Origin of the sequence: Lachnospira pectinoschiza, from assembly GCF_020564355.1 — a bacterium.
In the GTDB taxonomy this organism is placed as follows: domain Bacteria; phylum Bacillota; class Clostridia; order Lachnospirales; family Lachnospiraceae; genus Lachnospira; species Lachnospira intestinalis.
Genome location: NZ_JAJCRR010000001.1, coordinates 501,299 through 523,859 on the forward strand (window position 1 = coordinate 501,299; position 22,561 = coordinate 523,859).

A 22,561-nucleotide genomic window follows, 5' to 3' on the forward strand; every position below is an offset into this window, starting at 1 on the left:
GGAATGGAGAAAAAATGGCAGTATCAATAGCGATTGACGGACCTGCTGGTGCAGGAAAAAGTACGATTGCCAAGCTTTTGGCGGCAAAGATGAATTATATTTATGTGGATACAGGCGCAATGTACCGTGCAATGGCGGTATATTTTACGCAGAATCACGTCAACCCGGACGATGAGCGTGAAATCAATGCGGCAGTGTCCAATGTGGACATTACGATTGAATATATGGACGGCGTACAGCAGGTGATTTTAAACGGTGACAATGTCACAGGACTGTTACGCACAGAAGAAACAGGAAAAATGGCTTCAAAGACATCAAAGTATGCGGCAGTGCGCAGTAAGCTGGTGGATTTACAGCGAAAGCTGGCAAAGACAACCGATGTCATTATGGACGGCAGGGACATTGGAACGACCGTGCTTCCGGATGCTTTTGTAAAAATTTATCTGACAGCGAGTACACAGGCACGCGCAAAAAGAAGATTTGACGAGCTTACACAGAAAGGTGAGCAGTGTAATCTGGAAGAAATTGCGGCAGATATCGAAAGCCGTGACTATGCTGACATGCACCGTGAAATTTCCCCGTTAAAGCAGGCAGAAGATGCAATACTGGTGGATACATCCGATATGAATATCGAAGAAGTTGTTGCAAAGCTTACACAGATTATTGAGGAGAAAAAGGCATCATGAAAGAAGTGATTCTTGCAAAATCGGCAGGATTTTGTTTTGGTGTAAAGCGTGCGGTGGATACCGTATATGAACAGACAGGCAAAAAAAACGTCTATACATTTGGACCGATTATTCATAATGAAGAAGTTGTTAAAGATTTAGAAAAAAAAGGCGTCTTTGTTATTAATACAATGGAGGAATTAGACGATATTACAGAAGGAACGGTGATTATCCGTTCACACGGAGTATCCAGTGCGGTTTATGAAGCATTGCAGAAGAAAGGCGTGGAAATTGTAGATGCCACCTGTCCGTTTGTATTAAAAATTCACAATATTGTGAAACAGGAAAGTGCAAATGGCAAGCAGATTGTTATTATCGGCAATGAAAAACACCCCGAAGTCGAAGGAATTATGGGGTGGTCCAAAACACAAGTACATGTGGTTGATACCGCAGAAAAGGCACAAAATCTGCAATTAGACCCACAGCGGGAAGTGTGTATCGTATCCCAGACGACATTTAATTACAATAAATTTAAAGAATTAGTTGAAATTATATCCGAAAAGGGGTACAATATTATTATTCGTAATACAATTTGTAATGCAACTGAGGAACGTCAGACAGAAGCACGGGAGATAGCGAAGCGTGTTGATGCAATGATAGTAGTCGGAGGCAGCAGCAGTTCCAATACGCGAAAACTGTATGAAATCTGTAAGAACGAGTGTAAAGATACATATTACATTCAGACGCTTAATGACCTTGACATGACAAGTTTGGGCAAGGCAGACTGCATAGGTATTACAGCAGGGGCATCGACCCCAAACAATATTATTCAGGAGGTTTACACTAATGTCAGAACAGAGCTTTGAAGAGATGTTAGATGAAACATTTAAGACAATACATACAGGAGAGGTAGTTGACGGTACTGTTATCGACGTTAAGGAAGACCAGATCATCCTTAACATCGGCTATAAGGCAGATGGTATTATTACACGTAATGAATACTCATCTACACCGGGCATTGACTTAACAACAGTTGTATCTGTTGGTGATACAATGCAGGCTAAGGTCCTTAAAGTAAACGACGGCGAAGGTCAGGTATTATTAACATACAGAAGACTTGTAGCTGATAACGGTAATAAGAAGCTTGAAGAAGCTTTTGAAAACCAGACAGTATTAACAGCAACAGTAAGTCAGGTTATGAATGGCGGTCTTGGTGTTGTCATTGACGAAGCAAGAGTATTTATTCCGGCAAGTCTTGTTTCAGACACATATGTAAAGGATTTATCTGTATACAAGGATAAGGAAGTTTCTTTCGTAATCACAGAGTACAATCCAAAGAGAAGAAGAATCATCGGTGACTGCAAGCAGTTAATCGTTGCACAGAAGGAAGCAGCACAGAAGGAATTATTAGAAAAGATTCACGAAGGTGATACAATCGAAGGAACAGTTAAGAATGTAACAGACTTCGGTGCATTTATCGACCTCGGCGGTGTTGACGGACTTCTTCATATTTCAGAAATGTCATGGGGCAGAACAGAAAATCCTAAGAAAGTATACAAGGTTGGCGATTCTGTAAAGTGCTTCATTAAGGAAATCAACGGCAATAAGATTGCTTTAAGCGTGAAGTATCCGGATTCTAATCCTTGGAACGATGCAGCTACAAAGTATGCTGTAGGTAACGTTGTTAAGGGTAAAGTTGCAAGAATGACAGATTTCGGTGCATTCGTACAGCTTGAAGAAGGTGTTGACGCATTACTTCATGTTTCACAGATTGCGAAGGAACATATTGAAAAGCCTTCAGATGTTCTTTCAATCGGTCAGGAAATCGAAGCAAAGGTTGTTGACATGAACGAAGCTGAAAAGAAGATCAGTCTCAGCATGAAGGCTCTTGCATCAGATAACGCTCAGGAAGAATCAACAGAAGAATAATTTAGAACGGTCATCAGACAGTCTATATTCATAAAAGCTGCCGCTGCCACATTTCATATGTGGCGGCGGTAGCTTTTTTACGTGGCTTGTTTGTCGGTTTTTTGCCGGAAACAAGGACAATTATTGTTTTCTGACATTTGAACTCCTGAAAGTGACAGTTGCGGGGCAAAGCTGAGGTATTGCGTGATTATGTCTTCTGTTTTGGGAAATTTGGTATATACTGTAATCAGAACAAGGGAAAGAAATTAAAAGGGTTAAATTAAAAGAACGTGAATGACAGCACGGGCAGAAGGGCAGGAAGCAAATGTAAAAGAGAATGTGAGGAGGTGGCAGAGATGTCTGATTATGAAAGCTGGCTGGTAAAAAGAGAAGAAAAAGCGGAACGAAAGAACGCAGTATTCTGGCTGATTTTTAGTATCATAATCATTGGTATTGCAATGTGGTGCTTTGTTGATACAATCCGGGAGTATCAGTTTTCCGAAAAACTCCTGCGGGAAGGAACGTGTATTACGGCAGAGTACTATGAAGGACATAATGCATATCAGTATTTTGAAGCAGGAAAAAGCAGGTTTGCTGTTTGTAAGAAAAGTATCATCTACAAAGACCAGGGTGATACCGTGAAAATGTATTATACAGGGGACGACTTTTCACAGGCAGTTCCATTGCTGGCAGACTGGGTATGGATAACGGGATTTGGCATTGAAATTGCAGTTATGGGAGCTGGTCTTATCGGTGTGATACGGCAGGGAAAGCGGATACACAGAAATAATCTGCGGAAACAAAGTAACCGTGTGAAAAGTGAAAGTGCATTTTAGGCAGATATAGGAAGTATGAGGGTAAAGTAAAGATGGTCAATAAAATGGAATGAATAAGAGCAGGAGAACAGCTCATGGACAGGTCAGCCGCAGGGGTGCGGCAGAAATGGAGGCAGTTATGTTTGGAGAATTAAATGGCGGCGACAGCATGATGGAAACACTCGGTTTACAGTTTAAAGACAAGATTTATGACGATATGAAAACAGATGAACACACCGATGAACGCATGGAAGCACTGCGGGAGCAGGAACTGCGTACAAAGCCTAAAAGAAAAGGGCTGTTTTCTATATTCAGAAGAAATAAGAAGTAGTCAGAAAATCTAAGTTTAAATTTTACAAAAAATTTAAACAGTATTTGCCTGATTCTCATTTGAACTTTACGAAGACATAGTAATATAGACTCCGGCAGTGAAGCTAAGATTTAGGAGGAAAGAAAAATGTCTAACGGAAAGAAAAAGAAAATGAAGAAGATGGTATGTGCAGCGGCGGCAGGCATGATGACCATGAGTTTTATCATGCCTGCTTTTGCGCAGGATACGGCAATTACACCGAAAAAAGCAGTCTATGGATATTATGTTGACGAATATCAGAAAAATGGAGAAGACGGCATAAAAGATACACTGCAAAATCCGGCAATTGGTGTACTCTCAGAAATGCTTGATTATTTTACACCGGGTACGGCATGGGATAACGGCACGATATTAAATTCTGCAATGCATGAAATGAATCTGAAGGAAACGGCAAAAATCAATCAGAATAGTACACAGGCAGAGAAAGAACTGGCGTTTTATGATGATTTACATGACGGCAATTACAGTATGATTTCAGGACTTGGAATTTATGCGGATGAATTTAAGAAAGGTACGAATGCCAAAACATCGATTACAGAGATACCGGCAGATGCCGATACGGTGAAATATTCAGATGCGTATAAGGATAACGGGGAATGGGCAGATACAGACAGCACCTACGGCGGCATTGTAGAACTGGTGACGGCACTTAGAAATGGTGCGGCAAGTACTTCTTCGGCGAAGAAGTATTACAAATACATGCGTCCGTTCCGCTGGTCAAGACTGAATGGAGAATATCCGCAGACAACGATTATTTCAAGTTTAAAACCGCAGGAAAAGGCAGATCCGTCCAATGACGGCGGTTATCCGAGCGGACATACCAACGGTGCCAATCTGGCGGCGATTGCGATGGCATATGCGGTGCCACAGCAGTATTCACAGATGATGCTGCGTTCCAGTGAATTAGGAAATAGCCGTATTGTAGCCGGTATGCATTCGTGTCTGGATGTTATCGGTGGACGAATGATGTCTACGGCAATTGCGGCGGCAAATTTAAATGCAGATGAAAATGCAGCAGTAAAAGCTAAAGCCGTTGCAGACGGACAAAAACTGGTGGAAACAGTCGGAGCAACTTCGGATTACGATAGCTACCAGAAGGATAAGGAAACATATCTGTATCGCATGACTTATAATTTAAAGCTGGATAATGCGGATACCGCAAAGGAAATGGTTGTGCCAAAGGGCGCAGAGGTGCTGCTTGAAACGAGATTCCCATATCTGTCAGCAGATGAGAGAAGATATGTATTGTATACAACAGGCATTTCTTCAGGATATTCTGTTTTAGACGATGCCGAAGGCTGGGGCAGATTAAATCTGTTTGAAGCTTCAAACGGCTACGGCGCATTTGCAACAGATGTTACGGTCGATATGGATGCAGAAAAAGGCGGATTTTGTGCGGCAGATAATTGGAGAAACGATATTGACGGAAGCGGTTCACTTACCAAAAAGGGAAGTGGTATGCTGGTGCTTTCCGGTGATAACAGCTACACAGGCGGAACTACGGTAGAAGGCGGAACAATCCGCGCAGATTACGACTCTGCATTTGGTGATGGAAATGTTGTCAATAACAGTACCATTACCGAAAATACAACAGGTACACTTGCGGTTCACGGGAATTTTACACAAAATCAGGAGGGTGTGTTGGAAGTTACGGTTTCAAATGAGCAGGATTATATTGCAATTGACGGAACGGCAGATTTAGGCGGAAAGCTGGTTGTAAATTTCACGGACGGTTATCTTCCGGAAAATGGATTTGATTTACTCAAAAGTACATCGCTGACATCACAGTTTGATGAAATTGTGGTCAATGCACCGCAGGATTTTAACGGAAGCATTGTATATACGGGAAACGGTGTGGAGGTCAGCTATCAGACTGCACAGGACAATAGCAGCCAGAACGGCGGTCAGCAGGGAAACAGCGGTGACAATGCAGATGTACAGGGACAGCCGTCTGTGGATAATGCAGGTACAGACGGTGCCAATGCGGCAGTTTCGGATGATAATGCCAATGCGGCAGCTTCAGACAATGGTACAAATGCCACTGCATCAACAGATTCCTCAAAGAGCGTAGGTACAACGGTTAAAACCGCAGACAATACCAATATCTGGACAAGCCTTCTTCTTTTGGTATCATCTGCGGCGGCAGCGGCTGGTATTCAGATGAGAAATACTAAAATGAATAAAAATAAACAAAAAGACTAATTATCTGCAAGACTTATATCAAAAGGCAGGGAATGTCACACGTATTTTTGCAGGCGGACATAGACCCTGCCTTTTCGTGTTTCATTTCCACAGCCCTTGTAGATGAACTTGCCTGTGCCGCGGATAACAAGAATATCGTCCGGTTTTAACGCATAACTGTTGTTTTCCATACATTTTCCGTTGACAAAGATTTTCTGGGTGCGGAAAAGCTCTACCGCCTTACTGCGGGAAAGCTTGGTAATTGAAGCGGTGACGGCATCAATGCGGGCAGAAGCACAGATGAGTTCAAGGTCTTCTAAAACCGGTGCAAAGTCATCGGTATCAGGTGCGGCAGGTTCACATTTTACATTGGTGTGTTTGATTTTGATAAGGTTTTCCATAATAAATGTGCTGATGTGGGACAGGCAGAACAGATACCCTACATTGTCACGAATCAGAATGTCGCCGATGAGGCTGCGTTCAATGCCCAGATTTAAAATAGCCCCTAAAAAATCGCGGTGGGTAAGGTCATCGGCAAATTTGCGGAGCAGGGGCGAGATTTTGATACAGTCAATCGGATACGGTTCGTCAAATCCAAAGTCGTCCGGGCTTCCGAAACGTACAATCTGCCGTTCGCAGGAAGCACTGCCACCAAAGGCTTCCGAGTGGATAAAGGATAGTTCGGGCAGTGCCCGGTAATACGTGTCCAGCTCAGACATGCTAAAAAAATTAGTATAGGTATAGATATTCTGGCGGTAAGCCTTATTGGCAGTATCAATGAGTCTGCGTTTTAAAAGAATTTCTTCGTCCATATTGTTTCCCCTGTTCGTATTTATTTTAGTTTTATTTCAGGATTTTTAAGGCATTTTATAAAATCAGACCCCGGCTGCGCATAAGACTGCATGATTCAGATATGGCGGCGCCGGTGCATGCCAAAAGTATAACATATTTTGTAAAGAATTTTTTAAAAAGTTTCAAATAATTTCAAAATAAGGAAGATTTTCATGGTGAAATGTGGTAAAATATATGCAATACATATGCAAGATAGACATGCTGCACTGGATGATTGGCAGAAGTCACAAGATTTGCAGGAAAGAGGGCAACATGATTAAAGATTATGAAGACTTTAAAAAATTTATTTTGCAAAGCACAACGATTGATTTAAATGCCTATAAGGAACGTCAGATGAAGCGCCGTATTGATACGCTGATTAGTAGAAATAAGTATGACGGCTACGACAGTTACAGTCAGGCCATTAAAAAAGACAAAAAGCTGATGGAAGAATTCATCAATTATATTACGATTAATGTATCTGAATTTTACCGCAATCCGGCGCTTTGGAAGACGCTGGAAGATGTAATATTACCGGACTTAATCAGCAAGTTCGGGGAAAATTTAAAAATATGGAGTGCGGCATGCTCCACAGGGGATGAGCCGTATTCCCTTGCAATGGTCATGGCAAAGAAAGTGCCGATGAACAAGATCCATATTTACGCAACCGATATTGATGAGCAGGTACTTGCAAAGGCAAAGGACGGCGTATACGGTGCGAACAGCCTGAACGGACTGCCGGATGAATATAAAAAGAAATACTTTGAGAAAATGGGCGACCGTTATTACAAGATTTCGGATGACATCAAGCGGTGTGTAGAATTTAAAAAGGCGGATTTGTTAAAGGATAAGTATCCGACCGGCTGCCATCTGATTGTATGCAGAAATGTTATGATTTATTTTACAGAAGAAGCAAAACTGGATATTTACAAGAACTTCAATCGTGCATTAGTTAATGACGGCTGTCTGTTTGTAGGTAACACAGAACAGATTATCAATCACAAGGATTTGGGATACACCTTTGATAAACTGTTCTTCTACCGGAAGGTACAGGGCATCTAAACGTTAAATGTGTACAAGCTGTAGGTATTTGTTTTCTGACGAGAGCAAATATCACAAAATCAATATAAACAATAAATCAGCCGGGCGGGATTTTCGTCCGGCTGATTTCATAGATTTATTGTAACAAATGCCATAAATAGGCAGTCAGAAAGTGATACAGTGCGGCAGGGGTGTTTAGGGTGTGCGGCTCAACCCATGTATAGCAGGTGTTTTTAGTTGCGGCGGTGCGTCTGGATTTGTCCACGTAGGCGGCAACGCTTTTATGTATGGCGCAGTTCTGCTCCGGCAGATAGTAATAATTCTTATAATCTTTGTAAAATAACTTGACACGGTCATTGACAACCGGAACGCACAGGCGCAGTTTATCCGGGAAAATCTTGCAGTATCCGTCAGGCTGTTTACAGTCGAGTGCCTTTGGAAAAGGAAAAACCGGCGCGGTTTCTAAAATCAGTTCGGTAATTTCATTCCCTTCATAATCAGAGGCGTAGTTGAACTCCATTGAAATATTTTCAAAAACTTTTTTAAAACTATCTACAGAATCCTTTTTTAAGGCGGTATCGTAAAGCTGTCCGTAGGCGAGGACGGCACAGATTTCATGCAGTCCGGCAAGGTCGTCGCTGTTGTGTAAAAGTAACAGCCGTTCAGAATCGGTATCTTTAGAGAGTACGTAGGATTTGTACAGGGCAATCAGCTTTTTGCCGTCTAATTTATCCGTGCGTGGAAAATTCAAAAAACTTTCAATGGTTTTCTGCTTATAATTGGTCAGATGAAGCAGGCTGTCATAAGATTTTATCATTTTAAAAATGTCAATGCTGTCACAGTCTGTAAGCTTTGCAGCAAGCTGTGCATCACATTCTAAAAGAGCCGCGCGTTCCTGTAAGAACGGGATATCAAAGCGTGTGCCGTTAAAATGCACCAGACAGCTTGTGGCGGAAAGTGTTCCTAAAAATTGTTCCATCAGTTCTTTTTCATCGGACGGTGAATCTGCAAAATACTGTGTCAGAATCAGGGAATCATCCTGTAAAACCAGAGTGCCAATCAGCCAGCACATTGAATTGCCTGCGGACAGTCCGGTTGTTTCAATATCAAAAAATATAAAATCTCCTGCGGCGTGCGCGGTATGAAAACAGGCACATAAAAGCGCCGCAGTCTGTGACGGTGCGGCAGTAGCAGGGATTGTAGATGTAAGCACTTTCATTGTAAACCTCATTTCCGGAGTCTGCTGTATAAAACCGGTAAAAAGCAGGTTTTTTGCACAAACTCCTGTTTTTGTGAAAAACTGTTAAAAAAATATCAGATACTGTTAAAAATATGTCATGAAATGTTAAAAATGTATCAGCTTTTGTTTATTATATATTAATATATACACAAAAAAAAGTAGATTTTTTGTCGATTTTGCGATAAAATACAATGTAAGATTAAATTTATAAGGAGATTTATGTCATGGGAAAGTGTACATTTAAAGGTGGAGTACACCCTTATGATGGTAAGGAATTTTCTAAGGATAAACCTGTAAAAGAATTATTCCCTGCACAGGGTGAGATGGTATTCCCACTTTCACAGCACATCGGTGCACCTGCAGTTCCTGTCGTAGCCAAAGGCGACTATGTACTTGCAGGACAGTTGATTGCAGAAGCGGGTGGATTTGTTTCAGCAAATATTCATTCGTCCGTTTCAGGAACTGTAAAAGCAATCGAACCAAGAACACTTGCAACAGGTGGCAAGTGCAATGCAATCATCATTGAAAATGATGGTGAGTACAAAGAAGTAGAATATACACCGGCAAAGCTTGAAGACCTTTCAAGAGATGAAATCCGCGAAAGAATCAAGGCGGCAGGTGTTGTAGGTATGGGCGGTGCAGGCTTCCCGACAAATGTCAAGCTGACACCGAAGAATCCTGAGAACATCGATTACATCATTGTAAACGGTGCAGAATGTGAACCGTATCTTACTTCCGATTACCGCAGACTGTTAGAAGAATCTGATAAGGTTGTTATGGGCTTAAAGGTTGCCTTAAAGCTGTTCGACCATGCAAAGGGTATTATCGGTATTGAAGATAATAAGCCGGAAGCTATCAGAATTATGAAGGAAAAGACTGCAAATGAACCGGATATTGAAGTCAAGGAATTAAAGACAAAGTATCCGCAGGGTGGTGAGCGCTGTCTGATTTATGCAACAACAGGCAGAAGCATTAACTCCTCTATGTTACCGGCAGATGCGGGCTGTATCGTACATAATGTCGATACGATTTACTCTATCTATATGGCAGTTATCGAAGGAAAGCCACTGACAAAGAGAATTGTAACCGTAACTGGTGACGGCGTAAAAGAACCGGGTAACTTCTATGTATGGCTCGGAACCAATTACAGACAGCTTTTAGAAGCGGCAGGCGGTCCTGTCGGCGAACCGGAAAAGTACATTTCAGGCGGTCCGATGATGGGCTTTGCGATGTACAGCTTAGACGTTCCGGTTGTAAAGGGCAGTTCTTCGCTTTTAGTATTCAAGGAAGATGTTGTTTCAAAGCTTGAAACATCAGCATGTATCCGTTGCGGGCGCTGCGGTGACGGATGTCCAAGCCATCTGCTTCCTGCAAAACTTGCAGGATTTGCAAGCAGAAATGACGAAGCAGGCTTCTTGAAGTTTGACGGTATGGAATGTGTGGAATGTGGCAGCTGTTCATATGTCTGTCCGGCCAAACGTCCATTAACACAGCAGATTAAGTCCATGAGAAGAACCATCATGGCAAACAGAAGAAAGAAGTAGAAAGGTGGACAAAACAGGTGAGCGATTTATTTAATGTATCGACAAATCCTCATGTACGAAGCAAGGATACGACACAGACAATCATGCGTGACGTTCTGATTGCACTGACACCTGCAAGTATATTTGGAATTTATAATTTTGGACTGGGCGCACTGCTTCGTATTGTCATCGGCATTGCAGTCTGTGTGGCAGCAGAAGGAGCATACCAGTATTTTATGCACAAAAAAGTAACTATCAGCGATTTAAGTGCTGCGGTTACAGGTCTTTTAATTGCGTTAAATGTACCACCGACATTAAACATCGGTTATGAAATTGTCGGATGTCTTTTCGCGATTATTATTGTAAAACAGTTATTTGGCGGTCTGGGTCAGAACTTTATGAACCCGGCGCTTGCAGCAAGATGTTTCCTTTTAATTGCTTATACAGGTCCTATGACAAAGTTCGTTTATGACGGTGTTGCAGGCGCTACACCACTGGCAGTCTTAAAGCCGGGCGGAGAAGCAGAAGGCGCAGTGAAGCTGCTTGATATGTTTATCGGTAGAACAGGCGGTGTAATCGGTGAAACATCCGTATTATTCCTGTTAATCGGTGCAATTTATCTGTTAGTGCGCAAGGTTATTTCTATCAGAATACCGGCAGCCTACATTTTAACTTTTGCCGTTTTAATTTTCCTGTTTGCTCCGGGACATCAGTTTGATGTGCTGTATACAGCAGAACAGATTTGCGGCGGTGGTTTAATCCTCGGTGCATTCTTTATGGCAACCGACTATGTAACATCACCGATTACACCAAACGGAAAGATTGTATTTGGTGTGATTTTAGGACTTTTAACATTCATCTTCAGAATGTTCGGCGGTTCAGCAGAAGGTGTTTCTTATGCAATTATCTTCTCGAACCTGTTAGTACCGTTAATTGAAAAGGTAACGGTTCCAAAGTCATTTGGTAAGAAAAAACCGGAAAAGGAGGCAGCCTGATTATGAATAAAATTGTAAAAGATGCGTTAATTCTGTTTGCAATTACGCTGGTAGCAGGAGTGCTTCTCGGTTTTGTCTATGACATTACCAAAGACCCGATTGCGGCACAGAATGAAAAGGCAAAGCAGGAAGCTTATAAAGAAGTTATGGCAGATGCCGACAGCTTTGAAGCATTAAGCGGCGATGCTTATTCAGAAGCCAATATTACAGCAACATTTGCAGCTGCCTTACAGGCAGATGCTGAAAATTACACAGCAGATGAAATCACAGAGGTTGTTGCAGGTGTCAAGGACGGTAAGGTTATCGGTCTTGTTGTAACAGTTGTAGCAGGTGACGGCTACGGCGGAGATATTAAGTTTTCTGTCGGCGTCGGTGCGGACGGTACATACCTCGGAACATCAATTCTGTCGATTTCAGAAACAGCCGGTCTTGGTATGCGTGTAAAGACAAGCCCGGATTTCCTCGCGCAGTTTAAGAGTGCCAATACAGACAAGTTCGTACTTGTAAAGGATGGTTCCGGTGCTGCCGCAGGAGATGAAAAGATTGATGCAATCAGTGGTTCTACTGTAACATCAAAGGCAGTTTTACGTGGTGTCAACTCCGCTTTAATTGCTTACAAAGAAATTTATGCAGCAAAAGCTGTAACAGTAGGAGGTGTTTCAGTTGAATAAATGCGTTGAAAGACTTTATAATGGTTTGATTAAAGAAAATCCGACATTTGTTTTAACACTGGGCATGTGTCCGACACTTGCCGTTACAACATCGGCAATTAACGGTATCGGTATGGGACTTTCCTCTACTGTCGTACTGGTAATGTCAAACCTTATGATTTCATTACTTAGAAAAATAATTCCGGACGGTGTCAGAATGCCGGCATTTATCGTTATCGTTGCTTCATTTGTAACAATGGTACAGTTCTTAATGCAGGGCTATCTGCCATCCCTTTATGATTCACTGGGAATTTATATTCCTTTGATTGTTGTAAACTGTATTATTTTAGGACGTGCGGAAGCTTACGCTTCTAAAAATCCGGTTCTGCCGTCTGCATTTGACGGACTCGGCATGGGACTTGGTTTTACCTGTGCGATTACAATTCTTGGTGCTGTCAGAGAGCTGATTGGTGCCGGAACCATTTTAAGCACAGGCAGCTCAGCACTTGTTACAATTCCTGAAAGCGTGTATACACCGGCAAGTATCTTTATCCTTGCACCGGGTGCCTTCTTCGTACTGGCAATGTGTATTGCGATTATGAACAAGATTAAGGCAAAGCACGGCATGGAACCGGCACAGGTACCGGATTACTGCTCAAAAGACGGCAGCTGTGATTCCTGCGCCAACACAATGTGCGGCGGCAAGGCATTTGCAGAAGAAAAGAAGCAGGCATAAGGGAGGAAAGAAAATATGAATTTATTAATTATTGCGATTGGTGCTGCACTGGTTAATAACGTTGTATTAAGCCAGTTCCTCGGTCTGTGTCCTTTCCTTGGTGTATCAAAAAAGATTAACACAGCCGCAGGCATGGGTGGTGCCGTTATCGGTGTTATCACAATTTCATCAGCTATCTGCAGCTTGATTTACGATTTTATCTTAGTACCGCTCGATTTAACATATCTGAATACAATCGTGTTCATTCTTGTTATCGCAGCACTTGTTCAGTTTGTAGAAATGTTCTTAAAGAAGACTTCTCCGGCGCTTTATGAAGCACTTGGTGTATACCTTCCTTTAATTACAACAAACTGTGCCGTACTGGGTATTGCTTTAACAAATGTACAGAACGGTTACAATTTCATTGAATCTGTTGTAGCTGGTTTCGGTACAGCAGTAGGTTTTACGATTGCAATTGTCATCATGGCAGGTATTCGTGAAAGAATTGAATTTAATGATGTTCCAGAGAGTTTTCAGGGTATGCCGATTGTATTATTAACAGCAGGCCTGATGTCTATTGCATTCTTTGGATTCGCAGGAATCTTATAGGAGGAAAAGAAAATGACAGGTATTATTATAGCAGCTGTAGTTGTCAGCCTTACAGGTCTGATACTGGGACTTTTCCTCGGTGTAATGGGTAAGAAGTTTGCAGTAGAAGTAGACCAGAAAGAAATTGATGTCAGAGCAGAACTTCCGGGTAATAACTGCGGCGGCTGCGGTTACGCAGGCTGTGATGCCCTTGCAAAGGCAATCGCAGCAGGAGAAGCACCGGTAGGTGCCTGTCCGGTCGGTGGTGAACCGGTTGCCGAAAAGATTGCGGCAATTATGGGTGCTGAGGTTGGTGAATCTACCAGAATGACAGCATTTGTAAAATGTGCGGGTGACTGCGAAAAGGCAAAGGAAAATTACAAGTATTCCGGCGTAGAAGAATGTACGGTAATGCCATTTGCGCCAAACGGCGGTTCAAAGGCATGTACATACGGCTGTATGGGATACGGTTCTTGTGTCAAGGCGTGTCCGTTTGATGCAATCCACGTTGTAAACGGTATTGCGGTAGTCGATAAGGAAAAATGTAAGGCATGCGGTAAGTGTGTTGCAACATGTCCTAGACATTTAATTGAACTCATTCCGTACGAAAGCAAGTATACTGTAAAGTGTGCTTCCAAGGATAAGGGTAAAGATGTAATGCCAGTATGTTCAACAGGCTGTATCGGATGTATGCTTTGTACAAAGCAGTGTGAATTCGGTGCAATCACCGTTGAAAACAACATTGCACACATTGATTATGAAAAATGTACAGGCTGCGGCAAATGTGCCGAAAAGTGCCCGAAGAAGATTATTCATATGCACTAATGTGAATTAATATTTTAATATGGTAAAAACCGGCAGGATATTTTAAGTATCCTGCCGATTTTTTATTTTACACGGACAAAATGCTGACGGGGTGCTGTGATAGAATACAAAAGAATTCAAGGAAAGACGATTCGGACGTCCGGAAAACAGCACGAAAAAAACAGCAGCAGGCATTAAAAAGCCTGCGGAATGGAGAGAAGTGTGAAAATCCTTAAATCTAAGATTTTTCACACAGCAGATTTGTGCCGCAGGCATCACAAATCTGTCTTTATCGCAGAGCAAAATCTGATATTTGGCTCGCGATTCCTCCGGCATTAGAAAATGCCTGCGGAATGGAGAGGAATATGAAAATTTGTCCAAAGTGTAAGGGAAATGTAGCAGATGGTTTGAATGTGTGTACGCACTGCGGTGCGGTTATTACGCCGCAGGCGGCAAAACCGAAAAAGAAAGACAGTACGGAAGTCAAAAGGGATAATCAGGCGATAGCCATTACCAGTGTGATTATCACGTTGGTGGGAATCTTTATTATGTTTGAGGTAAGTGCATTGGTCGGTATGATTATTTATCTGATTGCATTTGCACTGTCATTCAATGAACTGAGAAAAGACCCCGAATTCCGCCCGGAAACAATTGTGCCTTTTGCAAAGAAGTGCCTTTCTAAAGAAAATTTTAAAGGCATGGGGCTGATGTTTCTGGTGGTTGCAATTCTTCCGTTGATGGCGGTTATTGGAAGTTATCGCTGGATTGTTACGGATACATACAGGGAAGTTGAATCGATGTACAACGATTATTATTAAAGATGAAAGGGGAAAAGACCATGGGATTTTTCAGCGGAGTATTTGATTCGGATAAACTGGCAGATGCCATCAATACAACAAAAAATGCGACAAAGAATATTACAGGCAAAGTGGCAGGTTCATTTGCAGAGTCAGCAGGCGAAATGAAAAAATTCAGTGAAGAAACAAAGAAAATGAAACAGCCGGTTGAGGGCGCAATCATGCGCTACGGTGTCGCTTATAAAGGCGGACTTGCCAAATATCCGAAACAGCAGTCCGGAGAAATCGGATTGAATATTATGGAGGAGTGCTTTTATTTAAAACCAACCATCGGCACAAATGACTGTTTTGAAGAAATGGCGATTCCATATGCCAAAATCAAGTCACTTGAAATTGTAGAGCGTAAAATCAGCAATACAGAGTGGCTGCTCAGTTCCAGCGATTCGGATATGAAAGCGATGGAGCAGAAAAACAACATTGAAATCGAATATGAAGATTCGGACGGCAATGAGCAGTTTATCCGGCTGGAAATGCTGACGGGAATCAGTATTTACGGTCAGGCAAAAAAATGTGTGGAATTTATGGACGTTTTACGTCAGAACGGCATTTTAAAGAAATTTGCAGGAAACCGTACTGCGGCACAGAATATGCAGGGACAGCAGATGTCCGGCGTGCAGGCAGGAGAAACGCAGGCAGCAAACGGTGATGTAATTCTTGAGCAGATTGAAAAACTTGCCGGATTAAAGGAAAAAGGCATTTTAAGCGAAGAAGAATATCAGCAGAAGAAGTCGGAACTGCTGGCGAAGCTGTAGAAAATGCAGTCTGACAGAAAAAGAGGTAGTTTTTGTAATCATTTTGGATACAAAAACTACCTTTTTGGATTACACGGACAAACAGTTGTCCGGTGCATATGGTATTGTAAGGTCAAGTATAAATCACAGACAAGAGATTAGATTTCTTTTGGCGGAATGTATTCGATGAGTTCGTTCAAATCACATTCGAGTACATAACAAAGACGTTTCAGAATATCAATATCAAGCCGCTGAACCTTTTCATCCCGGTAATTGCGAAGCTGCGTGCGCTGCATCTCCGTCCGGAAGGAAAGCTGGTTCATGGAAACGCCGCGCTGTTCCATCAGTTCTGCCAGATGAATCTTAAAAGTACCATACTCGTCTGAACTGGCAGGAAGCTGTCGCAAAGGATTTTCTTTTTTCGGCATGCCAACACCTCCTGATTAAATTATATTACTCCAACTTATTATTATATTTTGATTGGGATATTATTGTCAGATTCTTGTATGTGTGGTATATTTTAATAAGGGTGTATATATGCTCTATGCTGTGGTTTATACGATTAAAAAATTTACAGGGGAATATCAATCGTATGAAATGTGTTTGAATAGGAATTGCAAAAACCATTCGTACAGTAGTAAAATAAAAGCAACATATTGTTTGATAAAAGCAGCAAAGAGTTGTTAAAAGGAAATAATGAAAAGAGCTTTTTGACAGGAAAATATATGAAAAAGTACATATTTAAAAGCGTTGGCAATTTGTTGCGATAATAAAAGGGGGAATGAAATGAAGAAGCAAAAAGTGAACAGTAATGGCGATTCTGTAATAAGCAGGGTCGCCAATACGCATATCTGCCCACACTGCGGCGCAAAGTTAAGCCGGATTACGGGGAAGTGTACGATGTGCGGGTGGAAGAAGGTGGAGATACATAAGGAATAATAATACGTAAAAACAATACACGGACAGACGTGTGTCATTTTTATATGCTACGATGTACTTACAAAAAATAAAGGAAAGAGGTACATTACAATGAATAAAAGAAACCGGATTATGGAAATCTTTTATAGATTTATGAGTGGCGAACATATGGCTGTAAAAGACCTCGCGGCGGAGTATGAAGTGTCAGAAAAGAGTATCCAGCGTGATATCAGTGAAATAAAAAATTTTATGGCAGAATACGGATATTCTGTGGGCAGGGAAGAAGTAAAGTTTGATCGTTCTTCACAGAAAATGTATTTTGAAGCAGAAAAGTTTTTAACCAATGGGGAGATGCTGGCAATTACCAAAATACTGATTGCAACAAGAGCATTTCCACAGGATAAGATGAAACAACTGGTTGCTAAACTCGAAGAATTTGCTTCAACAAAAGATAAAAAGAGATTGCAGGAACTGGTAAAGAAAGAACTGTATCATTATAAACCAGTAGCAACGCTGTGCAATGATTTAATTGATAATCTGTATGCGCTGGCAGAGGTGATTGATGATAAGCAGGAAATCACAATTACATATTACAAGATGGACAAATCCAGAATTGACAGAAGAGTTCGTCCATTGGCGATTGTATTCAGCGAATATTACTTTTATCTGATTGCCGTACACGAGATAGACGGAGAATGGAAAGACCGGTATTACCGTGTTGACCGCATTACGGATATGATAAAACACCGGACACATTTTGATATGGAATATGACAAACGTTTTGATGAAGGCAAATTAAAAAATGAAATCCAGTATATGTGGCCGGGCAAGGAACAGCAGATTGAGTTTGAATTTACAGGGCCTTCTGTACAGGCTATTTTAGACCGTATTCCAAAATCGAAAGTCATCAAAAGGGAAAAAGATAAGGTGACGATTCAGGCAACGGTGGTGTACGGAACAGGAATTAAAATGACACTGTTAAGTCAGGGCAGCTGGGTGAAAGTGTTGTCACCGCAGTCATTTGTGGATGAGATGAAGCAGGAGGTAGAAAAGATGATGGAGGGGTATCGCTAAAGAAAAGATACATTATAGAATACAGGAGGAATTTAATGCAGGAAAAATTATTACAGATTTCCCAATATGTAATAAAACATCCAATTATGACAGAAAGTGAGAAGTACAAGAAGAACTATATAAATCTATTGGATTATTTCGTAAGGAAATATTCTCCAAGTGATAAATACTCTCGCAGTGTGTTGGAATTATATAAAAAAAGGCTGCTCGAACAACCAAAATTATATGATTACAAAGATGGGAAGCCGGAAAAAACAGCAAAAGGAACAAAGAAGAAAAAATGTAAATTCTTTACATACAGATATTGTTTACTGGTAGATACGCTGTTTATATGTGCTTTTTTTGATGAGAAGAAATCAGAGCAGATATATTTGGAAATATTAAAAATGTATGACAAAAGGTATTGGAAAAATTTAGAGATGCTGTATAAAACAGTAACCGGTAAAAGCAATAATGCAGTAAAAATCAGTCAGATAGATTATATGACAGAGTGTATTAAGGTGAACCGAAAATTTGTTGATAGAAGGATAAAAAATATTTTGGTAACAGCAAATATGAGTGCCGGAAAATCAACATTACTAAATTCAATTATTGGAAAGAAGGTGAATAAAACCCAGAATGATGCATGTACTGCAAAAACACACTATTTATTAAATAAGGCATTTGAAGATACATTGACATATGAATATGACTATGAATTGGAGTTAGATGCAACACTTCAGATACTTATGGATGACAATGGGGGCAATACAAGCAATGAAATCAGAGTGGGTACAAGGTTCAGGAGTATTGAAAATGTGGATATCCCAATCTGCTTTATAGATACACCGGGGGTTAATTCGTCACAGGATAGAGTACATAGGGATATTAGTGAAAAAGACATAGTAGAAAATCAATATGATTTATTGATGTATGTATTAAATGGTGAGAACATCGGAACAAATGACGATAGAAGGCACTTAGAATTTGTTGCAAAGAATTATCATGGAAAAATTATTTTTGTAATAAATAAGCTGGACAGGTATCGAAAAGATGATTCTGTTCCACAAACAATAAAAGCGGTTTATAAGGATTTAAAGGGCATAGGTTTTAAGAATCCTGTAATATGTCCGGTATCTGCGTATGCGGCATATCTTGCAAAGATGAATATGTTTCAGGAAGAACTGAATGATGATGAACAGGATGAATTAGAACGATTGTATAGAAAACTTAGTAAGGATGAATATAAGTTTGATACATATTATCCTGAAAAATATCATATAAAAGATGTTTCTGATAATAAAAATCATCAATTATTGTTACATTCGGGGATTTTGTCGCTTGAAAAAATGCTTTACGAAGAGAGGTAAAACAAATGAAAGAAATTTTTATTAAGTATAATCCGTATCAGCTTGTTACGGAAATCACTATTGATGGACAGAAATTAAAAAAGAACAGCAAATTAAATTTTGAAGATAGACGTCTTCAGGAATGGGTCGAAAGTCTGCCTGATTTATTATTTGAAGAATGTAATACAAAAGATTTTAAGATTACATTCCATGGAACAACACCGGATTATGAAGATATGGAAGCAATGGCTAAAGAGGCAGAAGCAAAAGGAATCCATATTGAATTGGAACATATTCCGGCAAAGGAAATAGGAGATAAAGAAGTAGCAATTCAGGAAGTATTTGATGAGATTCAAAACGGACCTTTTAATGAACTTCGACAGCCGGATGTTATAAAGGCTTTTGATTTGGCAAAAAGCAAAGATTTTGAGGTAAATGTGGTTGCAACAATGAGTGCGGGAAAATCAACACTGATTAATTCACTATTGAGACAGAAACTTATGCCGGCAAAGCAGGAGGCTTGTACGGCAACAATAACAAAGATTAAAGATAATGATGCAGACTGTTTTATGGCAAAGGTATATGATAAAGATGGAACATTGATTCAGACGCATGCAGAGCTTACATACGAGACAATGGAACAGTTGAACGCTAATCCAAGTGTATCCAGAATTCAGGTGGAAGGGAATATACCATTTGTTACCGCTGATGATGTATCACTGGTGTTAGTTGACACTCCGGGTCCGAATAATTCAAGGGATCCTGAACATAAGGCGGCAACTTACAGAATGTTATCAGAATCTTCAAAGCCTCTTGTGCTTTATATTATGAATGCAACACAGTTAGCGGTGAATGATGATTATAATTTACTCAGTCATGTAGCAGAAAGCATGAAAGTCGGTGGAAAACAGTCAAGAGACAGATTTATTTTCGTTGTTAATAAGCTGGACGATTTTAAAAAAGGCGAGGACAGTGTTGAAGCGGCAATTACAAAAGTCAGGGATTATTTGAAGGACAACGGAATTGAAAATCCGAATATTTATCCGGCATCTGCTTTGACAGCACTTAATATTCGCACAATACTGGCAAACAGTGATGATGACAATGATGATGATGTGTATGAAGCAAAAGGTAAAGTACGTAAATTTAACCGGAATGAAGAAATGCACTTTGAAAAATATGCCCCATTAACACCGTCAATGCGGGGGGAAGTGGAGGATATGCTTGCAAAAGCGGTTGCCGAAGGAGATGATAATCAGCAGGCACTTATTCATGCAGGAATAGTTCCTATTGAAGCGGCAATTAGAATGTATGTACAAAAATATGCAAAAACAGCTAAGATAAAAAATATTGTAGATACATTTATCAAAAAACTCGAAAGTACACAGTCATTTGAAAAAACAAAACAGGAAATTGCCACAAACCGAGATGAACAGAAAGAAATACTGGCTCAGATTGATGTGATTAAGAAAAAACTGGCAAGCGGAGAAGATGCGAAAAAGTTCAAGACCCAGATTGAGCAGATTAATTATGATAAAGAAATAAGTAAGCTTGCTCAAAGTGTAATTGTTGCTGCACAGAAAAAAATCACCAAACAGTTGTCATCAACAGATGCAAAGCTGTCAAAACGGGATGCAGAGAGTATTTGTCAGGTATTTGCAAAATTTGCAGAGGGATTGCAGGCTGAGGTACAGGTCAAGCTGGAAAATTTAATATCCAATCATGTTAAAAAAAATGCAGAGGACCTTCTTGAACAGTATAAGAAAAAGATTGCTGAATTAGCACAGGATGTGAAAGTCGGTAGTGTTGAGCTGAATCCGTTTGAATTAATGCAGGGAGATATTATATCAGACACAAGTGCATTGATTTCTAAAATGACAAAATCGGAAAGAGTGAAAGTAGGAGAGGAGTGGATTGAGAATGAAGACAGAAAATGGTATAAGCCATGGACATGGTTTCAGGAAAAAGGACATTATAAAGAAATTTATGAGGATAAGGAATATGTAGACGGAACCGAACTGGCTCAGAAGTTTTTTGCTCCGATTCAGGAATTACTGTATGAAAACAGCGAAAGTGCCGTTGAGTATGCAAAGAAACAGACAGCGTTAATAAAGAAAGAATTTGCAAAGAAATTCGATGAACTTGATGCTGTATTACAGTCAAAGTTAAAAGAACTGGAAGTATGTGCTAAAGATAATGAAAATATTGAAGCAAGAATTAAGGAAACACAGGAAAGACTTGACTGGCTGGAAAAAATTCAGAACAAGGTAAATGGAATACTTGAAATTTAAGGAGATGTTTTAATGGCTGTAACGCAGGAATTTAAGCAGGCTGTATTGCAAAATAACAATCTTAAAACGAAAATCATGTTAAAAGACAGTTTGCTTGTAGATACATCTTTTAATCAGTTTGATGAAATGCTTAGATATGCTGAATCAAAATTAATGGATTTTTGGGTCAAAGATGAGGAAGACGATGAAATATTGTCAGATGACCCGCAGGAGTTTGATGTAATTCTTGCAGGGTTAGTTAATAATTTCAGCCATAAGAGGGTGAATCACCTGAAGAAAATGATTAGTACGATGTATCCTCGGAAAGTGGAAAAAAAGTTACCTCTGGCTAAAGAAAAGCAGTTTGTTATTAGGCAGGCAGGTAAAGTACAACAAGAATGCAAGGGAATAACTAATAACAGTAAAGATATTTTAAATGTTGTAGCACTAATTGATAAAAAAAAATGTATGAATAATAAAGACATTGATAAAATTAGAAAGGCTGCAAAGAGTATTATAGAACATTGTGACAAAATAACGGGAAGTAGGTGCAAAAATGGCAATAACAAGTGAATTTATGGAAGCTGTTAATAATGGGAATAGAACACGCGTGAGGATTATGTTAAAGGACATCATGCTGGTTGACCCGACTATGGAGAAATTTGATGAGATGTTAAAGTACGCGTCATCAAAAATGAATGATTTATATGATGAGCATGACGATGAAACGTTAAAATATGACCGCACAGAGTGGAATGAGGCATATTTAAACAATCAGATGGTAGTGGTTGTTGGCAATTTTTCTAAAGAGCGGGTTGAATTGCTGCGGAATATGGTCAGATTTTTATACAGAGATAAGGCAGAGAAGATTAAAACACAGGCAGATTCAGAGCAGAGTTATCAGATTACAAGAAAACAGGTTGGAACCGGTGTGACAGCAGTTGGAGCAGTTGCGGCAGTTGCGGGAATCTGCGTTCAGTCGGGTGCACTGATAGCAGGTGGTGTGGTAGTTGCAGCAGTTGGTGTAGGCATGATTGTTACGGATAAGGGGTGATTA

Annotated in this window: 24 protein-coding genes; 21 read left to right on the forward strand and 3 right to left on the reverse strand. The window is 40.3% G+C overall.

What is annotated here, in order from left to right:
• Window positions 1-14 precede the first annotated feature (14 nt).
• The 6 genes from cmk to LI288_RS02395 all read left to right on the forward strand — a co-directional run bounded on the left by cmk (window position 15) and on the right by LI288_RS02395 (window position 5,960).
• Window positions 15-686 carry a (d)CMP kinase gene (cmk, locus tag LI288_RS02370; RefSeq protein WP_022432293.1) on the forward strand — a complete coding sequence of 224 codons (672 nt, stop codon included), beginning with the start codon at window positions 15-17 and terminating at the stop codon, window positions 684-686.
• Window positions 683-1,531, forward strand: a complete 849-nt coding sequence (gene ispH, locus LI288_RS02375; protein WP_227089302.1) for a 4-hydroxy-3-methylbut-2-enyl diphosphate reductase — start codon at window positions 683-685, stop codon at window positions 1,529-1,531. Before cmk ends, ispH begins: the two co-directional genes overlap by 4 nt.
• Window positions 1,512-2,594, forward strand: a complete 1,083-nt coding sequence (gene rpsA / locus LI288_RS02380; RefSeq protein WP_022432291.1) for a 30S ribosomal protein S1 — start codon at window positions 1,512-1,514, stop codon at window positions 2,592-2,594. The genes ispH and rpsA overlap by 20 nt, the downstream gene beginning before the upstream one ends.
• Window positions 2,595-2,929: 335 nt before the next feature.
• Complete coding sequence (locus tag LI288_RS02385; protein WP_227089303.1) at window positions 2,930-3,409, forward strand: hypothetical protein; 480 nt, start codon at window positions 2,930-2,932, stop codon at window positions 3,407-3,409.
• A gap of 118 nt (window positions 3,410-3,527) precedes the next feature.
• On the forward strand, window positions 3,528-3,719 hold the full coding sequence (locus LI288_RS02390; protein ID WP_227089304.1) for a hypothetical protein: 192 nt from the start codon (window positions 3,528-3,530) through the stop codon (window positions 3,717-3,719).
• A 126-nt stretch (window positions 3,720-3,845) separates the two neighbouring features.
• Complete coding sequence (locus LI288_RS02395; RefSeq protein WP_227089305.1) at window positions 3,846-5,960, forward strand: acid phosphatase; 2,115 nt, start codon at window positions 3,846-3,848, stop codon at window positions 5,958-5,960.
• A gap of 35 nt (window positions 5,961-5,995) precedes the next feature.
• Here LI288_RS02395 and LI288_RS02400 read toward each other — a convergent pair whose 3' ends face one another.
• On the reverse strand, window positions 5,996-6,751 hold the full coding sequence (locus LI288_RS02400; RefSeq protein WP_227089306.1) for a YlmH/Sll1252 family protein: 756 nt from the start codon (window positions 6,749-6,751) through the stop codon (window positions 5,996-5,998).
• 292 nt (window positions 6,752-7,043) lie between these two features.
• On the opposite strand from LI288_RS02400, the gene LI288_RS02405 reads away from it, so the two are divergent.
• Window positions 7,044-7,832 (forward strand): CheR family methyltransferase, encoded by a 789-nt coding sequence (locus LI288_RS02405; protein ID WP_022432286.1) that lies wholly within the window; start codon window positions 7,044-7,046, stop codon window positions 7,830-7,832.
• A gap of 115 nt (window positions 7,833-7,947) precedes the next feature.
• Here the strand turns inward: LI288_RS02405 and LI288_RS02410 are convergent, their stop codons facing one another.
• Window positions 7,948-9,030 (reverse strand): ribonuclease H-like domain-containing protein, encoded by a 1,083-nt coding sequence (locus tag LI288_RS02410; protein WP_227089307.1) that lies wholly within the window; start codon window positions 9,028-9,030, stop codon window positions 7,948-7,950.
• Window positions 9,031-9,275: 245 nt separating this feature from the next.
• Here LI288_RS02410 and rsxC point away from each other — a divergent pair, with 245 nt between their 5' ends.
• The 8 genes from rsxC (at window position 9,276) to LI288_RS02450 (ending at window position 15,935) form a co-directional block, all read left to right on the forward strand.
• The gene (gene rsxC / locus LI288_RS02415; RefSeq protein ID WP_022432284.1) at window positions 9,276-10,595 is read left to right on the forward strand and encodes an electron transport complex subunit RsxC; all 1,320 of its coding nucleotides are present in this window, start codon (window positions 9,276-9,278) and stop codon (window positions 10,593-10,595) included.
• A gap of 17 nt (window positions 10,596-10,612) precedes the next feature.
• Entirely contained in the window at window positions 10,613-11,569 is a 957-nt protein-coding gene (locus tag LI288_RS02420; protein ID WP_227089308.1) for an RnfABCDGE type electron transport complex subunit D, read from the forward strand.
• Window positions 11,570-11,571: 2 nt separating this feature from the next.
• Window positions 11,572-12,240, forward strand: coding sequence for an RnfABCDGE type electron transport complex subunit G (locus LI288_RS02425; RefSeq protein WP_022432282.1), 669 nt, complete (start codon window positions 11,572-11,574; stop codon window positions 12,238-12,240).
• Window positions 12,233-12,955 (forward strand): electron transport complex subunit RsxE, encoded by a 723-nt coding sequence (gene rsxE / locus LI288_RS02430; protein WP_227089309.1) that lies wholly within the window; start codon window positions 12,233-12,235, stop codon window positions 12,953-12,955. The genes LI288_RS02425 and rsxE overlap by 8 nt, the downstream gene beginning before the upstream one ends.
• Before the next feature lie 15 nt (window positions 12,956-12,970).
• Window positions 12,971-13,543, forward strand: coding sequence for an electron transport complex subunit RsxA (rsxA, locus tag LI288_RS02435; RefSeq protein ID WP_022432280.1), 573 nt, complete (start codon window positions 12,971-12,973; stop codon window positions 13,541-13,543).
• A 12-nt stretch (window positions 13,544-13,555) separates the two neighbouring features.
• Window positions 13,556-14,347: an RnfABCDGE type electron transport complex subunit B gene (locus tag LI288_RS02440; RefSeq protein WP_227089310.1), complete on the forward strand. Its 792-nt coding sequence runs from the start codon at window positions 13,556-13,558 to the stop codon at window positions 14,345-14,347.
• 344 nt (window positions 14,348-14,691) lie between these two features.
• Entirely contained in the window at window positions 14,692-15,144 is a 453-nt protein-coding gene (locus LI288_RS02445) for a zinc ribbon domain-containing protein (protein WP_227089311.1), read from the forward strand.
• A gap of 20 nt (window positions 15,145-15,164) precedes the next feature.
• A complete protein-coding gene (locus LI288_RS02450; protein ID WP_227089312.1) occupies window positions 15,165-15,935 on the forward strand; it encodes an SHOCT domain-containing protein in 771 nt (256 codons plus the stop codon).
• A gap of 137 nt (window positions 15,936-16,072) precedes the next feature.
• On the opposite strand, the gene LI288_RS02455 is transcribed toward LI288_RS02450, so the two are convergent.
• Complete coding sequence (locus LI288_RS02455) at window positions 16,073-16,342, reverse strand: helix-turn-helix domain-containing protein (RefSeq protein ID WP_022432274.1); 270 nt, start codon at window positions 16,340-16,342, stop codon at window positions 16,073-16,075.
• A 358-nt stretch (window positions 16,343-16,700) separates the two neighbouring features.
• Between LI288_RS02455 and LI288_RS02460 the strand changes: the two genes are divergently transcribed.
• From LI288_RS02460 to LI288_RS02485, 6 genes are all read left to right on the forward strand, one after another.
• The gene (locus tag LI288_RS02460; RefSeq protein WP_227089313.1) at window positions 16,701-16,853 is read left to right on the forward strand and encodes a hypothetical protein; all 153 of its coding nucleotides are present in this window, start codon (window positions 16,701-16,703) and stop codon (window positions 16,851-16,853) included.
• A 90-nt stretch (window positions 16,854-16,943) separates the two neighbouring features.
• Window positions 16,944-17,906, forward strand: a complete 963-nt coding sequence (locus LI288_RS02465) for a helix-turn-helix transcriptional regulator (protein ID WP_227089314.1) — start codon at window positions 16,944-16,946, stop codon at window positions 17,904-17,906.
• Window positions 17,907-17,941: 35 nt separating this feature from the next.
• The gene (locus tag LI288_RS02470) at window positions 17,942-19,255 is read left to right on the forward strand and encodes a dynamin family protein (RefSeq protein ID WP_227089315.1); all 1,314 of its coding nucleotides are present in this window, start codon (window positions 17,942-17,944) and stop codon (window positions 19,253-19,255) included.
• 5 nt (window positions 19,256-19,260) lie between these two features.
• Window positions 19,261-21,525 (forward strand): dynamin family protein, encoded by a 2,265-nt coding sequence (locus LI288_RS02475; RefSeq protein ID WP_227089316.1) that lies wholly within the window; start codon window positions 19,261-19,263, stop codon window positions 21,523-21,525.
• Between the two features lie 12 nt (window positions 21,526-21,537).
• Window positions 21,538-22,077: a hypothetical protein gene (locus LI288_RS02480; RefSeq protein ID WP_227089317.1), complete on the forward strand. Its 540-nt coding sequence runs from the start codon at window positions 21,538-21,540 to the stop codon at window positions 22,075-22,077.
• Complete coding sequence (locus LI288_RS02485; RefSeq protein ID WP_227089318.1) at window positions 22,061-22,558, forward strand: hypothetical protein; 498 nt, start codon at window positions 22,061-22,063, stop codon at window positions 22,556-22,558. Before LI288_RS02480 ends, LI288_RS02485 begins: the two co-directional genes overlap by 17 nt.
• Window positions 22,559-22,561: the final 3 nt, after the last annotated feature.